At 65.0% G+C, this 14,450-nt stretch carries 13 protein-coding genes; 2 read left to right on the forward strand and 11 right to left on the reverse strand.

All coding sequences use genetic code 11. The features are described 5' to 3' along the window. The 3 genes from IV091_RS11920 to IV091_RS11930 all read right to left on the reverse strand — a co-directional run. Positions 1-881, reverse strand: an 881-nt coding sequence (locus IV091_RS11920; protein ID WP_293468943.1) for a TRAP transporter large permease subunit, incomplete at its 3' end; no start/stop codon positions are given. Between the two features lie 33 nt (positions 882-914). Next, positions 915-1,424 carry a TRAP transporter small permease gene (locus IV091_RS11925; protein WP_293468945.1) on the reverse strand — a complete coding sequence of 170 codons (510 nt, stop codon included), beginning with the start codon at positions 1,422-1,424 and terminating at the stop codon, positions 915-917. A gap of 10 nt (positions 1,425-1,434) precedes the next feature. Then, on the reverse strand, positions 1,435-2,421 hold the full coding sequence (locus tag IV091_RS11930; RefSeq protein ID WP_293468947.1) for a TRAP transporter substrate-binding protein: 987 nt from the start codon (positions 2,419-2,421) through the stop codon (positions 1,435-1,437). 165 nt (positions 2,422-2,586) lie between these two features. Between IV091_RS11930 and IV091_RS11935 the strand changes: the two genes are divergently transcribed. Both IV091_RS11935 and IV091_RS11940 read left to right on the forward strand, forming a co-directional pair. After that, positions 2,587-3,135, forward strand: coding sequence for a winged helix DNA-binding protein (locus tag IV091_RS11935; RefSeq protein WP_293468949.1), 549 nt, complete (start codon positions 2,587-2,589; stop codon positions 3,133-3,135). A 24-nt stretch (positions 3,136-3,159) separates the two neighbouring features. Continuing rightward, positions 3,160-6,759 (forward strand): hydantoinase B/oxoprolinase family protein, encoded by a 3,600-nt coding sequence (locus tag IV091_RS11940; RefSeq protein WP_293468951.1) that lies wholly within the window; start codon positions 3,160-3,162, stop codon positions 6,757-6,759. Positions 6,760-6,800: 41 nt separating this feature from the next. Here IV091_RS11940 and mnhG read toward each other — a convergent pair whose 3' ends face one another. From mnhG to IV091_RS11980, 8 genes are all read right to left on the reverse strand, one after another. Then, on the reverse strand, positions 6,801-7,172 hold the full coding sequence (mnhG, locus tag IV091_RS11945; RefSeq protein ID WP_293468953.1) for a monovalent cation/H(+) antiporter subunit G: 372 nt from the start codon (positions 7,170-7,172) through the stop codon (positions 6,801-6,803). After that, positions 7,169-7,447 carry a K+/H+ antiporter subunit F gene (locus tag IV091_RS11950; protein ID WP_293468955.1) on the reverse strand — a complete coding sequence of 93 codons (279 nt, stop codon included), beginning with the start codon at positions 7,445-7,447 and terminating at the stop codon, positions 7,169-7,171. Before IV091_RS11950 ends, mnhG begins: the two co-directional genes overlap by 4 nt. Then, positions 7,444-7,944, reverse strand: a complete 501-nt coding sequence (locus IV091_RS11955) for a Na+/H+ antiporter subunit E (protein ID WP_293468957.1) — start codon at positions 7,942-7,944, stop codon at positions 7,444-7,446. The genes IV091_RS11950 and IV091_RS11955 overlap by 4 nt, the downstream gene beginning before the upstream one ends. Next, the gene (locus tag IV091_RS11960; protein WP_293468959.1) at positions 7,941-9,656 is read right to left on the reverse strand and encodes a monovalent cation/H+ antiporter subunit D; all 1,716 of its coding nucleotides are present in this window, start codon (positions 9,654-9,656) and stop codon (positions 7,941-7,943) included. The genes IV091_RS11955 and IV091_RS11960 overlap by 4 nt, the downstream gene beginning before the upstream one ends. Then, complete coding sequence (locus tag IV091_RS11965; protein ID WP_293468961.1) at positions 9,653-10,006, reverse strand: Na+/H+ antiporter subunit C; 354 nt, start codon at positions 10,004-10,006, stop codon at positions 9,653-9,655. Before IV091_RS11965 ends, IV091_RS11960 begins: the two co-directional genes overlap by 4 nt. Then, on the reverse strand, positions 10,006-12,930 hold the full coding sequence (locus IV091_RS11970) for a monovalent cation/H+ antiporter subunit A (protein WP_293468963.1): 2,925 nt from the start codon (positions 12,928-12,930) through the stop codon (positions 10,006-10,008). Before IV091_RS11970 ends, IV091_RS11965 begins: the two co-directional genes overlap by 1 nt. A gap of 152 nt (positions 12,931-13,082) precedes the next feature. Then, complete coding sequence (locus IV091_RS11975) at positions 13,083-14,141, reverse strand: methyltransferase domain-containing protein (protein ID WP_293468965.1); 1,059 nt, start codon at positions 14,139-14,141, stop codon at positions 13,083-13,085. Between the two features lie 9 nt (positions 14,142-14,150). Then, on the reverse strand, positions 14,151-14,450 hold a 300-nt coding region (locus tag IV091_RS11980; protein WP_293468967.1), incomplete at its 5' end, for a DUF2064 domain-containing protein.

Here is a 14,450-nt window from a genome sequence, read left to right on the forward strand (position 1 = left end):
AAGGCGGCGCCGGCCAGGATCAGCGCAATCATGCAGTACAGCCGGGTGGCGCCCATGAGCGCATCTCGAAAGGTGGCCCAGTTCATCGAACCCTGCAGGGTGGACAGCACCAGCGAGCCGACCACGCCGACGGCAGCGGCTTCGGTGGCCGTGGCAACGCCGGAGTAGATCGACCCGAGCACGGCGGAAATCAGCAGCACCACCGGAATCAAGCTGCGCGAACTGGACAGCTTTTGCATGAAGCTGGTCTTGCCGTCGGCCGGCGGCACCTGCTCGGGGTGGCGCAGCGCCCAGAACATGATGTAGCCCGAAAACAGCGCGGCCAGCAGCAGACCCGGAAATACGCCGGCGATGAACAGCTTGGAGATCGACACCTCGGCGGCCACGCCGTAGACGATCATGATGATCGACGGCGGGATCAACAGGCCCAGCGTGCTGGCGCCCGCCAGCGTGCCAATGACCATGTGCTCGGGGTAGCCGCGACGGGTCAGTTCGGGCAGGGTCATCTTGCCGATGGTGGCGCAGGTGGCCGCACTCGAGCCCGACACGGCGGCAAAAATCGTGCAGCCGATCACGTTGGTGTGCAGCAGCCGGCCCGGCAGCGCCTGAACCCAGGGCGCCAGGCCCTTGAACATGTCCTGGCTCAGGCGCGTGCGAAACAAAATTTCGCCCATCCAGACAAACAGCGGCAGGGCGGTCAGCGTCCAGCTGGAGGCCGAGCCCCACACCGTGACGGCCATCGCGTCGCCGGCCGGGCGTGAGGAAAACAGCGTGACCGCCATCCAGGCCACGCCGGTCAGCGTCAGGCCGACCCAGACGCCGCTGCCCAAAATCAGCAGCAGGGCCGCCAGCAGGGCGGCGGTAATTGCAAGGTCGTTCATGAGAGGCCGCTTGAGGTGTGGGGGTGGAACGGTTTATTCGTTGCGCAGCGCTTCAGCGCTGCTTTGGGCGATGCGCTGGCCCCTGATTTCAAGCACCAGCTCATCCAGAAAGGCAATCGCCAGAATCACCGTGCCCAGCGCCATGGCAATCTGCGGAATCCACAGCGGCGTGGCGTCGCTGGCGGTAGAGATGTCGTGAAACAGGCGCGATTGCCAGGCCAGGCGGCAGCAGTAATACGCGAACATGGCGGTCAGTGCGCTGGCAAAAGCCAGCGACCACAGTTCCAGGCCTTTTTTCCAGCGCCCGGTCAGCGCCGCCAGGATCAGGGTGACGCGGATGTGCTCGCCGCGCTTCAAGGTATGCGCCAGCGCCAGAAAGCCGCTGGCCGCCATCAGGTAACCGGCATAGGCGTCGGTGCCGGGGACATGGAAATGGAGCTGCCGGCTCATGATGGACAGCAGCACCATGACCAGCAAGCCGACCAGGAACAGCGCGGCCAGGGCGGCTGCGCCGTCGTAAAGGGCGTCAAGCGCTTTTCGCATCACCGGTGCTTCAGGACTTGTTGAACGCGTCGACCAGCGCCTTGCCTTCAGGGCCGGCTTTTTCAAGCCATTCCTTGAGCATCACGTCGCCGACTTTTTTCATGTCGGCCTTGAGCTGGGGCGACGGCGGCACGATGTTCATGCCATTGGCCTTGAGCTTCTCAAGCGAATCGGTGTTGGTTTTTTTGGAGGCCGCCAGGCCGCGCACTTCGGCGTCTGCGGCGGCTTTCAGCACGACCTGCCTGGTGGCCGGGTCCAGCGCATCGAAAGCGGCCTTGTTGACGATCACCGCATTCTTGGGCAACCAGGCCTGGGTGTCATAAAAATACTTGATGCTCTCGTAGGTCTTGGTGTCCATGCCGGTCGAGCCGGAGGACATATAGGACTCGATCACACCGGTGGCCATGGCTTGTGACAGTTCGGCGGCCTGCACGGTGACCGGCTGGGCGCCTACCAGCTCGGCAATGCGCGCCGTGGACGGGCTGTAGGCGCGCCATTTCACGCCCTTCAGGTCTGCGCCCGAGGTGATGGGTTTCTTGACATAGATGCCTTGCGGTGGCCAGGGCACCGAATACAGCAGCGCCATGCCTTGCTCGCCAAATTTTTTCTCCAGGAACGGCTTTTGCGCTTTGTACAGCTTCATCGACTGGTCGTAGCTGTCGGCCAGGAAAGGCAGGCCGTCAGCACCGAAAATCTGCCATTCGTTCTGGAAGTTGGCCAATAAAATCTCGCCCGCCTGAGCTTGCCCGCCCTGCACCGCGCGCTTGATTTCCGGTGCCTTGAACAGGGCGCCGTTGGCATGCACCGTGATTTTCAGCTTGCCGCCGCTGCCCTTTTCCACGTCGGCGGCAAACTGCGCGAGGTTTTCGCTGTGGAAATTGGTCGCCGGGTAGGCGGCTGGCAGGTCCCACTTGGTTTGGGCAAATGCCGAGGTTCCCACCAGCGCCAGCGTGAGCGCGGCTGCGGCGGTGGTCAGCGTAAACAGTCGACGTGTCATAAAAAACTCCGGTTGGGGAAGGACATTTATTGGTAGGTAAATGTAAATCGCATTTAAGCGGGCTGAGTCGGTATTTTCCCTAAACGTCAACAAATTGTTGATGAATTGAGGTTTAACTGCCTACAATTTGTTCACGCAATAAAGATGCCAACCTGGAGCTTGTTCATGGCAAAAAAATCCGTCTCCCCTGTGCCTGCTGGTGTTTCACCTGCCGCGCCGTCCATCGTTTCGTCGGCCCATCTGGTGTCGCCCCGAAGCGCGGAGATGAGCGAGTTTGAGTTCGGCCTGATCGTGGCCGGCAATGCGTTTCACCGCTGGGTGGTGCACTGCATGAGTGCAGCGGGCCTGAAGGACCTGATGCCGCTGGACGTGCTGGTACTGCACCATGTCACGCACCGCGCCCGCAACAAGCGGCTGGCCGACATCTGCTTCATCATGAATGTCGAAGACACCCACCTGATCAACTACTCGCTCAAAAAACTGCAGAACCTGGGCGTGGTGGTGTCGAGCAAAAGCGGCAAGGACGTGACCTACGCATGCACCGACATGGGGATGGACTACGTGAACCGCTACCGCGAAATCCGCGAGTCCTGCCTGATCAATGCGCTCAATGCCGACGACGGGCTGAACCGCGACATAGGCGAGCTGGCGCGTTTGTTGCGCCTGCTCTCGGGCATCTACGACCAGGCCGCCCGTTCGGCCGCCAGTCTTTAATCCTCTTTACCCTCTAGGCACATCATGGAAAAAAATGGCACCAAACGCTGGCAGTTCTGGATCGACCGGGGCGGCACCTTCACCGACGTGGTGGGCAAGCGGCCTGATGGTGCGCTGGTCACGCACAAGCTGCTGAGCGAAAACCCGGAGCAATACCGCGACGCCGCAGTCGCCGGCATCCGCCACCTGCTGGGCCTCAAAGCCGGCGAGCCGGTCAGTGCCGACGTGGTGGACTGCGTGAAGATGGGCACCACGGTGGCCACCAACGCCCTGCTCGAACGCAAGGGCGAGCCAACGCTGCTGGTGACCACGCGCGGCTTTCGGGATGCGCTGCGCATTGCCTACCAGAACCGCCCCCGGCTGTTCGACCGCAACATCGTGCTGCCCGAACTGCTCTACAGCGCCGTGGTCGAAGCCGACGAGCGCGTGGGCGCGCAGGGTGAGCTGCTGCAGCCGCTCGATGAGGCGTTGTTGAAAAGTGAACTGCTTGCCCAATACGGGACGGGGCTGCGCAGCGTGGCGATCGTGTTCATGCACGGCTACCGCTTCACCGGCCATGAAAAGGCGGCCAAGCGCATTGCACTGGAAATCGGCTTCACGCAGATCAGCACCTCGCATGAAACCAGCCCGATGATGAAGTTCGTCAGCCGGGGCGACACCACCGTGGTCGATGCCTATTTGTCGCCCATCCTGCGCCGTTATGTGGAGCAGGTGGCCGGCGAGATGCCGGGCGTGAAACTGTTTTTTATGCAGTCCTCGGGCGGCCTGACCGATGCCCATGTGTTCCAGGGCAAGGACGCGATTTTGAGCGGGCCGGCCGGCGGCATCGTGGGCATGGCGCGCACGGCGGCGATTGCGGGCATCGAGAAGGTGATTGGTTTTGACATGGGCGGCACCTCGACCGATGTGTCGCATTACGCGGGCGAGTTCGAGCGTGAGTTTGAAACCCAGGTGGCCGGCGTGCGCATGCGGGCGCCGATGATGAGCATTCACACCGTGGCGGCCGGCGGCGGCTCGGTGCTGGCATTTGACGGCGCGCGTTTTCGCGTCGGGCCCGAAAGCGCGGGCGCCAACCCCGGCCCGGCCAGCTACCGGCGCGGCGGGCCGCTGGCCGTGACCGATGCCAACGTGATGGTCGGCAAGGTCCAGCCACGCTACTTTCCCAAGGTGTTTGGGCCGCATGCCAATGAATCGTTGAGCGCGGAGGCGGTGCAGTCAAAGTTCAACGAACTGGCCGCGCAGACCGGCCGCAGCGCAGAGGACGTGGCCGAGGGGTTTATCGATATTGCCGTGCAGCAGATGGCCAACGCGATCAAGAAGATTTCGGTCGCGCGCGGCTACGACGTGACGCGCTACACGCTGCAGTGCTTTGGCGGCGCGGGCGGCCAGCACGCCTGCCTGGTGGCCGATGCGCTGGGCATGAGCAAGGTATTTGTGCACCCGCTGGCCGGTGTGCTGAGCGCCTACGGCATGGGTCTGGCTGACCAGAACGTGATTCGCGAGCTGGCGGTGGAACTCAAGTTGTCGGAATCCGCGCTGCCGGAGATTTCCGACGCGCTCAATAGCCTGACCACGACCGCCGAAGCCGAACTGCAACGCCAGCAGGTCAGCACCGGCGCCATCACCACGCATCAGCGCGTGCATGTGCGTTACGAGGGCAGCGACTCGGCGCTGATCGTGCCGTTTGGCACGCTTGATCAGATTGAGGCCGGTTTCGAGGCTGCTTACCGCCAGCGCTTCGCCTTCCTGATGCAGGGCAAGGGCCTGGTCGTGGAAGCCGTGTCGGTCGAGGCCGTGGTGGCGGGCGATGCGCCGGCCGAACCGCGCCACGCGCTGCACGCACCGCGCGACATAGCCAAAGAAGTGCGCCGCGAAACCGTGCGCATGTATTCGGGCGGGCAATGGCATGACGCGGCGCTGGTCGTGCGTGAAGACCTGCAGCCGGGCGACCTCATCCCAGGCCCGGCCATCATTGCCGAGAAGAATGCCACCACCGTGGTCGAGCCCGGCTGGGAAGCGCGTCTGACGGTTTTTGACCATCTGATGCTGGACCGGCGGGTGCCGCGCGCTATCAGGTTTGCAGCGGGCACGACGGTGGACCCGGTGCTGCTGGAAGTCTTCAACAACCTGTTCATGAACATTGCAGAGCAGATGGGCCTGCAGCTGCAAAACACCGCCTACTCGGTCAACATCAAGGAACGGCTGGACTTCAGCTGCGCGCTGTTCGACACCGAAGGCAACCTGATCGCCAACGCACCGCACATGCCGGTGCACCTGGGTTCCATGGGCGAAAGCATCAAGACCGTGATCCGCGAGAACGCCGGCCAGATGCAGCCGGGCGATGTCTATGTGCTGAACGACCCCTACCACGGCGGCACGCATTTGCCCGACATCACCGTCATCACGCCGGTCTACCTGGGCGAGTCCACAGAGCCCACTTTTTACGTCGGTTCGCGCGGCCACCATGCCGACATTGGCGGCATCACGCCGGGCTCGATGCCGCCGTTTTCCACGCGCATCGAAGAGGAAGGCGTGCAGATCAACAACGTCAAGCTGGTGGACCGCGGCGTGCTGCGCGAGGCCGAAATGGTGGCGCTGCTTGAAAGCGGCGAATACCCGTCACGCAACCCGGCCCAGAACATGGCCGACCTGAAGGCGCAGATTGCCGCCAATGAAAAAGGCGTGCAGGAGCTGCGCAAGATGGTCGAACAGTTCAGCCTGGAGGTGGTGCTGGCTTACATGAACCATGTGCAGGACAACGCCGAAGAGTCGGTGCGCCGCGTCATCACGCGGCTCAAAGACGGGCAGTTCACGCTGCCGCTGGACAATGGCGCGCAGATCCAGGTGGCGATCCGCGTTGACACGTACAAGCGCAGCGCCGAGATCGACTTCACCGGCACTTCGGCCCAGCAGACCAACAACTTCAACGCGCCCACGGCGGTCTGCATGGCGGCCGTGCTCTATGTGTTCCGCACGCTGGTCGATGACGACATTCCGCTCAATGCCGGTTGCCTGAAACCGCTCAAGGTCATCATTCCCGCCGGCTCCATGCTGAACCCCAACCCGCCGGCCTCCGTGGTGGCCGGCAACGTGGAAACATCAAGCTGCATCACCAACGCGCTGTATGGCGCGCTGGGCGTGATGGCGGCCAGCCAGTGCACGATGAACAACTTCACCTTTGGCAATGCGCGTTACCAATATTACGAAACCATCTCTGGCGGCAGCGGGGCGGGCGAGGGTTTTGACGGGACCAGCGTGGTGCAAACCCACATGACCAATTCGCGCCTGACCGATCCCGAGGTGCTGGAATTCCGCTTTCCGGTGCGGCTCGAAAGCTACGAAATCCGCGCCAATTCGGGCGGTGCCGGCAAGTGGCACGGCGGCAATGGCGGCGTGCGGCGCATTAAATTCCTGGAAGCCATGACGGCCAGTATCTTGTCGAACGGCCGCAAATACGGGGCATTCGGCATGGCCGGCGGCGCGCCGGGCCAGGTCGGGAAAAACGTCGTGGTGCGCGCCAGCGGCGCAGTTGAAGCGCTGGCGCATATTGGCCAGGCCGAGATGCAGCCCGGCGATGTGTTTGAGATTCATACACCGGGTGGCGGCGGGTTTGGGCAGGCCTGAAACAGTCGCCCTGTCCAAAGCGGGCGCTGTTTGCCATTCATTCAATATTTTGATGGGTTGCCGGTTACCGTGCTGCTGATGTTAGGCGGCACCTCCATATTCGCCTGCCGTGCGCGGAACAGGCCGGCGCGCATCAGGAAAATGGTGGTCACCGGCACCGTGATGGCCAGAAACAGCGCAATCAGCAGCGGGTGCGCGGCCAGCTCGCGGTTCTTGAGCGAAAAGAACAGCAGGCTTGCGTACATGATGGACCAGCTGGCGCTGGTGGCAATGATGGACGGCGCGTGGACACGTTCAAAAAAAGTCGGCAGGCGCAGCAGGCCAACGGAGCCCAGCAGGGCCAACGCAGCGCCCATCAGCACCAGCGCGGCAATCACGATTTCAGCCCAAAGGGGAAGCGATACGGCGCTCACTCAATGACCTCCCCGCGCAGCAGGAATTTGGCCATGGCCGTGGTGCCGACAAAGCACAAAAAGGCAATCAGCAGCGCGGCTTCAAAGTAGTGGCTGTTGCTAAATATCAGTCCCAGCACCAGCATGGCCAGCATGCCGTTCAGGTACATGCAGTCCAGTGCCAGCACGCGGTCCTGCGCGGTGGGGCCCTTGAGCAGGCGGGCCAGGGTGCAGGCCATGGCCAGCACCAGCATGAAAAGAGCCAGGGGCAGGGCCCAGGAAAGCACGGGACTCATTCAACGGTCTCCTCAAAAATCTCCATCAGGGGGCGCTCGTAGCGGTGTTTGATGTCCGCCGCAATGGCCTCGGCATCGTCCAGTTCCATCACATGCAGCAGCAATATGGAGCGGTCCAGCGCCAGCTCGGCCCAGGCGGTGCCGGGCGTGAGGCACACGATCATGGCCAGCACCGCCAGCCCGTTGGGGTCGCGCAGGGCCAGCGGAATATGCACAAAGCCGGCCGGATGGCGACGGGCGCCGGGGCGTAGCAGCAGGCGCGCCACGGCGAAGTTGGAGCGCGTGGTGTCCAGCATCACCGCGAGCATCAGGCGCAACACGGCGCCGGGGCGGCGAATGCGCACCGGCATGGGCCGCAGGCCGGCCAGGAGCAAGGGAATCGCCAGTGCCAGCAGCAGCGCCAGCAGCAGCTGGGCAATTTCCAGGCTGCGGTTGAGCAGCAGCCACAGCACAAACAGCGCCACCGACAGCAGCGGCGCGGGCAGCAGGCGCTTCATGGCGACTCCCGGGATGGGCTCACGGGCGTCTGGGGCCCCGCCAGGGGTTCGGCCGACATGACCGCGCCCACGTAAGCGCGGGGGGCGTGCAGCGCGTCGGCCATGGACTGCGCGTAGCGCATGGCGGGGCCGGCCTGCACGGTCAGTGCGGCGCAGGCCAGCAGCAGCGCCGCAATCGGCAGGCCTTCGAGCACGCGCAACTGCGGTGCCGGTCGGTCATGGGTGGTCCAGAAATGGCGAATGCCGGCGCGCGTGAGTGCCACCAGCCCGAGCAGGCCGGTGCCGATCAGCAGCGCCATCAGCATCCAGCCGGCCGGGCCTGGCTGCAGCCCGCCAGAGGCGCCCAGGCCCAGCGGATTGAGCAGCGCTGTGAGCATGGCAAATTTGCCGACAAAGCCGGACAGCGGCGGCAGCCCGGTGATGACCAGCGTGCAGACCATGAAAGCCAGCCCCAGAAAGGCAACGGCGGCGGGAATCACCTGGCCCGTCAGTATTTCCTCGTCGGCGTCCAGGTTCAGGCCCTCGCTGGGCACCAGCTGGGCGTTCAGAAAAGGGGCGTCGTCTTTTTCTTCGTAGGGCGCAAAGTTGGCGCCGTCATTGCGCCAGCGGTCTATCAGGTCGGTCAGCAAAAACAGCGCGCAGACCGCGAGCGTGGAACTCGGCAGGTAATACAGCAGGCCGGCGGTCAGCATCGGCTGCCCAAAGCCAGCCGCCGCCAGCAAGGTGCCCGACGACAGGATGGCCGCAAAGCCGGCCAGGTGGCCCAGCCGCTGCGCGCCCAGCATGCCCAGCGCGCCAAACGCCATGGTCACCATGCCGCCGCCCATCAGCCACAGGCTGCCGAACTGCGCGGATTCGCCGGCGTCCTTGCCAAACAGCAGCATCCAGAGCCGCAAGATGGCGTAGATCCCGACCTTGGTCATGATGGCAAACAGCGCACCTACCGGGGCGGTGGCGGCGCTGTAGGCGGGCACCAGCCAGAAGTTCAGCGGCCAGATCGCGGCCTTGATCAGAAAGGCCGTGGCCAGGATGCCGGCCGCCGCGTGCAGCAAGCCGCGGTCGACCTCGGCGATTTGCGGAATGCTTTGCGCCAGGTCGGCCATGTTCAGCGTGCCGGTGATGCCGTACAGCATGGACGCGCCAATCAGGAACAGCGACGAGGCTGCCAGGTTGATGGCAATGAAGTGCAGGCCGGCCTGCACCCGCGCCCGCCCTGAGCCATGCAGCAGCAGGCCGTAGCTGGCGGCCAGCATGATCTCGAAAAACACGAACAGGTTGAACAGGTCGGCCGTGAGAAAAGCGCCGCACAGGCCCATGACCTGGAGCTGGAACAGCGGGTGGAAATGCACGCCCGCGCGGTGCCAGCGGGCAGCCGCAAACAGCGCGGTGGCCAGCGCCACGGTGCTGGTCAGCAGCAGCATCATTGCCGACAGCCGGTCCAGCACCAGCACAATGCCGTAAGGCGCAGGCCAGTTGCCGGCCAGGTACACGTCCGGGGTGGCGCCCGGCCGGTCGGCCCAGAGCAGCAGGGTGATGGACACCAGCAGCCCCAGCAGGCAGGCCCCCAGGTTGAGCGCGAGCTTGAGCCGCTGGCGCTCCTCGCGCAGCAGCAGCATCAGTGCCGCGGCCAGCAGGGGCAGCAAGATGGGCACCAGTAGCAGGTGCGGCAGCAGCGCTTCGGTCAGCGCCGTCAGGGCGTTCAGTGCGGTCATGGCGCGGGTGGTTCCTGGCCATCCACATGGTCAGTGCCCGACATGCCGCGCGACGCCAGGATCACCACCAGAAACAGCGCCGTCATGGCAAAGCCGATGACGATGGCGGTCAGGGTCAGCGCCTGCGGCATCGGGTCGGCGTAGTGCGCCAGGTCGGCGGGAAGCCCGGCTTGCAGGATCGGCTCCTTGCCCATCGCCAGTCCCAGGCGGCCCATGCTGAAGATGAACAGGTTGACCGCATACGACAGCAAGGCCAGTCCCATGATGACCTGGAAGGTGCGCGGGCGCAGCAGCAGCCACACGCCGGAACCGGTCAGCACGCCAATGGCCAGGGCAATCACAATTTCCATCAGCGTGCTTCCTGTAGTTTGGCTTCTTGCGCCAGGCGGGCGTGATGGCGGTGGCCTCGCACCGACTGGTGGGCAATGGCGGTCAGGATCAGCAGCGTCGAGCCGACCACCAGCGTGAACACGCCGAGGTCAAAAAAGATAGCGCTGGCCACAGGCACTTCGCCGAGCAGCGGCAGCACGAAATGGGCGGTGTGGCTGGTCAGGAAGGGGTAGCCCCATTGCAGCGCGCCCAGGCCGGTGCCCAGCGCAAACAGCATGCCCGCGCCTATCCAGCGGCGCGGATACAGCGGCAGGTGGGCCTCGACCCAGTGCGTGCCCGAGATGATGTACTGCAGCAGCAGCGCCACCGACAGCACCAGCCCGGCGACAAAGCCGCCGCCCGGCTCGTTGTGGCCGCGCAGGAAGAAGTAGACCGACGTCATCGCGGCAAACGGCAGCAGCACGCGCGCCAGCACGGCCGGCACCATCAGGTAGCCAATGGCGGTGTCGCTCGCCAGGCGCGGGTTCAGCAAGTCGGTGGCCAGGTCGGGCGGCAGGGTGCGCTGCTGCGCGGGCAGGTCCATGGCTTCGCGCGCCGGTCTGAAGCGCCGCAGCAGCGCATAGACCGTGAGCGCCACAATGCCCAGCACCACGACTTCGCCAAAGGTGTCAAAGGCCCGGAAGTCCACCAGCATCACGTTGACGACGTTGGTGCCGCCGCCCTCGCTGAGCGCGCGCTCCAGGAAAAAGGTCGACGTGCTTTCGGGGAAGGGGCGGCTCATCATGGCCAGGGCCAGCAGCGCCATGCCCGAGCCGGCCCCCACGGCCAGCGCCAGGTCGCGCACGCGGCGCAGGCGGGTGCTGCGCCGCTCGGCCCGGCTGGGGCGGCGCAGGCTTTCATCGCGCTTGGGCAGCCAGCGCAGGCCCAGCAGGATCAGCACCGTGGTGACAATCTCCACCACGATCTGGGTCAGCGCCAGGTCAGGCGCCGAGAACCACAAAAACGTGATGCACAGGCACAGCCCGGCGCCGCCCATGAGCGTCAGCGCCGCCATGCGCTGGTATTTGGCGTGCCAGGCGGCGGCCACGGCGCAGCTGGCGCCCAGCGTCCACAGCAGCGCAAACGCCGGCGACACCGGCAGCGACGCGCGGTTGCCCAGGTGCAGGCTGTGCGCCCACAGCGGCACGGCGCCTGCGGTCAGCGCGGCGACCAGCAGCCACAGCATTTGCCATTGCAGGCGCTGCGTGCCCAGCAGGTGGCGGCTTTTGCGGCCAGCCACCGTCAGCAGCGCCAGCGTGCCGTCAAACAGGCGCTGGCCGTTGATGCGGTGCATCAGCACCGGCGCATCGACGCGGCCTTGCGCGCGCAGGCGGCGCAGCATCAGGTACAGCCCGGCACCGCCCAGCATGGCGACTGCGCTCATCAACAAAGGCGTGTTCAGCCCGTGCCAGACCGCCAGGCTGAAAGCGGGCAACTCGCCGCCCACCACCGGGCGGGCGGCGGCGTTCAGGTAGCCGCCCACCGACAGCGCCGGCAGCACGCCCACCACCAGGCAGGCCAGCACCAGCAACTCGACCGGCACGCGCATCCAGTGCGGCGGCTCGTGGGGCTGGCGCGGCAGGTCGGTGGCCGGCGGACCCCAGAACACGTCGACCACAAAGCGCAGCGAATAGGCCACGCTGAACATGCCGGCCAGCGTGGCGGCGGCGGGCAGCAGCAGCTCCAGCAGGGGCGCGGTTTGCAGAAACACCGTTTCGGCAAAAAACATTTCCTTGGACAAAAAGCCGTTGAGCAGCGGCACGCCGGCCATGGCGGCGCTGGCCACCATGGCCAGCGTGGCGGTCACCGGCATCATTTTGCGCAGGCCCGACAGACGCCGGATGTCACGCGTGCCGCTTTCGTGGTCCACAATGCCCGCGGCCATGAACAGCGAGGCCTTGAAGGTGGCGTGGTTCATGATGTGGAACACCGCCGCCACGGCCGCCAGCGGGCTGTTCAGGCCCAGCAGCAGCGTGATCAGGCCCAGGTGCGAAATGGTGGAATAGGCCAGCAGCGCCTTGAGGTCGTTCTGGAACATCGCCGCATAGCCGCCCACCAGCAGCGTGATGAGGCCGGCGCCGCCGACCAGCCAGAACCACGGTTCGGTACCGCCCAGCACCGGCCACATGCGGGCCAGCAGAAACACGCCGGCTTTCACCATGGTGGCCGAATGCAGGTAGGCTGACACCGGTGTGGGCGCGGCCATGGCGTTGGGCAGCCAGAAGTGAAACGGAAACTGCGCGCTTTTTGTCAGCGCGCCCAGCAACACCAGCACCAGCGCGGTCAGGTAAAACGGATGGGCCCGGACCTGCTCCCCGGCGGCGAGCACCCGGTCCAGGTCATAGCTGCCCACGATGTGGCCTATCAGCAGCATGCCGGCCAGCATGCACAGCCCGCCGGTGCCGGTCACGGTCAGCGCCATGCGGGCGCCGCGCCGCGCGTCCTTGCGGTGGTGCCAGTAGCCAATCAGCAAAAAGGAAAAGAGGCTGGTCAGCTCCCAGAAAAACGCCAGCTGGATGATGTTGCCCGCCAGCACGATGCCCACCATGGCGCCCATGAAGGCCAGAAAGAACGCAAAAAAGCGCGGCACCGGGTCGCTCGGCGACATGTAGTAGCGGGCATACAGCACCACCAGCGCGCCTATGCCCAGCACCAGCATGCTGAACATCCAGGAAAAGCCGTCCAGGCGAATCACCAGGTTCAGCCCCAGCGCCGGCAGCCATTCAATCTCCTGGCGCAGCACGCCGCCGTTCGCGATCTGGGGAAAGTACAGCGCCGCCTGCACCGTGCAAAACAGGGCAATCAGGCCGGCGAGGGTGGATTCGGCGTTGCGCGCGTTGGCCGGCAGGACTGCGGCGATCAGGCTGCCGATGAAGGGAAGGAGAATGAGGGTGATCAGGGGCATGCGCGGGCCATTTTACCGGCACGCTGCGTCAGGCCGGCTGCCACGCCGGGGTGCCGGACTGTTGCTGATTTTTAAGCAAAAAATGGCTGTAGACCAAACAGTTAGGGCGCATGCAGCTATTTATTCAGTAGCACCCGGCGAATGTTAAAACCTCAGCAGCAGGCAGCCGTGCCGCCAGACGGTCCCGCCGTTTCAAACGGCAGCGCCGCGCCGCAGCCTTCAAATATGCCGTAATGCGTGTCAAAGTTGCCGATGAAGCGAAAGTGTGGCGCCAGGCGTGTGCCATGCAGCATGTGCCAGGTGTTGCCGCAGACCGCGAACACCTTGCCGGTCTGCATGTCGTGGTGCTTGTCGAGCATGAAGCGGCCTGCGTGCTCGGGAATGCTGCCCTGGTAGACCACGGCCTGGCCGTAGTCTTCGCAGGCCGATTCCAGGGCCGCGAGCTTGAACAGCCGGTAGGTGGCCGAGAAAAAGCGCAGGTTGCCGGTGCGCGCCGCCAGCTGCGGGTCGGTGATGTCCAGCGGCCGGTCTTCGGTCAGGCGCGGGTCGGCAAAGCCGTGGCGCTGGGCCAGGCGTTCAAAGTCCTTCCAGTACAGCGCGCCGCCCAGGCATTCACCGTAGAGCACCGGGTCGTTCCTGACGGCCAGCGGCACGCGGCGGTCGGCGTACACGTCTGAAAAGTAAAACTCGCCGCCGGGCTTGAGCAGGCGCTGCACGCCGGCCAGCACCGCGTCCTTGTCGGGCGAGAGGTTGACCACGCAGTTGGACACGATCACGTCAAAGCTGCCGGCCTCCAGCCCCAGTTCTTCGAGCCGCTCGATGTAGCCGTGCAGGAACTGCACATTGCTGTAGCCGAATACCTCGGCATGGTGGGCCTGGTGCGCCCTGGCCACGGCGAGCTGCTCGTCGGTCATGTCCACGCCGACCACCGAGCCGGTGGGCCCGACCAGCTGCGCCAGCGCATAGACGTCGCGGCCCGAGCCGCAGCCGAGATCGAGCACGCGGCAGCCTTCAAGCAGCGGCGGGCAGACCAGGCCGCAGCCGTAGTAGCGCGACAGCACCTCGGGGTGGACGCGCGCCAGCAGTGGCTTGAGCCATTCGGGCATGCTGCTCACGTCGCAGCAGGCGCTGGTCTTGAGATCGGCCGTGCCCTGCAGTTGCTGGCCGTAGTAGTCGGTCACGAGTTCGTAGGTGGTTTCGTCAGTTTGCATGGGGTTTCTCTAAAGTTTCTGATTGCTATTGAATATAGAGCTGCTGGCGCCCGTACCCATTGGGTTATAGGCTTGTTTTTCTTGAAATTCGAGGGGGAGGTGCGCCAGGTCGGCGGGCTCGTCAATGTCGTGCAGCGTCGGTCCCCGCCACACCCGCAGGCCGAGCGCGGCCATGCGGCGCAGCGTCTCGGCGGCCACGGCCGGGGTGCTCCACGGCATGTCGGAAAACAGTTCGGGGCAGGGCGTTTTCAGGCCGATCAGGATGTAGCCGCCGTCGGCCACGGGAAGCAGCATCGCGTCGTGCCGGGC

The sequence above is a fragment of the Polaromonas sp. genome, assembly GCF_018780625.1.
Lineage (GTDB): Bacteria > Pseudomonadota > Gammaproteobacteria > Burkholderiales > Burkholderiaceae_C > Polaromonas.

What these genes read in the sequence shown, in the direction of transcription:
- IV091_RS11925 (WP_293468945.1), bottom strand. Translation starts at nt 1,424, where the DNA reads ATGCGAAAAGCGCTTGACGCCCTTTACGACGGCGCAGCCGCCCTGGCC.
- IV091_RS11930 (WP_293468947.1), bottom strand. Translation starts at nt 2,421, where the DNA reads ATGACACGTCGACTGTTTACGCTGACCACCGCCGCAGCCGCGCTCACG.
- IV091_RS11935 (WP_293468949.1), top strand. Translation starts at nt 2,587, where the DNA reads ATGGCAAAAAAATCCGTCTCCCCTGTGCCTGCTGGTGTTTCACCTGCC.
- IV091_RS11940 (WP_293468951.1), top strand. Translation starts at nt 3,160, where the DNA reads ATGGAAAAAAATGGCACCAAACGCTGGCAGTTCTGGATCGACCGGGGC.
- IV091_RS11950 (WP_293468955.1), bottom strand. Translation starts at nt 7,447, where the DNA reads ATGAGTCCCGTGCTTTCCTGGGCCCTGCCCCTGGCTCTTTTCATGCTG.
- IV091_RS11955 (WP_293468957.1), bottom strand. Translation starts at nt 7,944, where the DNA reads ATGAAGCGCCTGCTGCCCGCGCCGCTGCTGTCGGTGGCGCTGTTTGTG.
- IV091_RS11960 (WP_293468959.1), bottom strand. Translation starts at nt 9,656, where the DNA reads ATGACCGCACTGAACGCCCTGACGGCGCTGACCGAAGCGCTGCTGCCG.
- IV091_RS11965 (WP_293468961.1), bottom strand. Translation starts at nt 10,006, where the DNA reads ATGGAAATTGTGATTGCCCTGGCCATTGGCGTGCTGACCGGTTCCGGC.
- IV091_RS11970 (WP_293468963.1), bottom strand. Translation starts at nt 12,930, where the DNA reads ATGCCCCTGATCACCCTCATTCTCCTTCCCTTCATCGGCAGCCTGATC.
- IV091_RS11975 (WP_293468965.1), bottom strand. Translation starts at nt 14,141, where the DNA reads ATGCAAACTGACGAAACCACCTACGAACTCGTGACCGACTACTACGGC.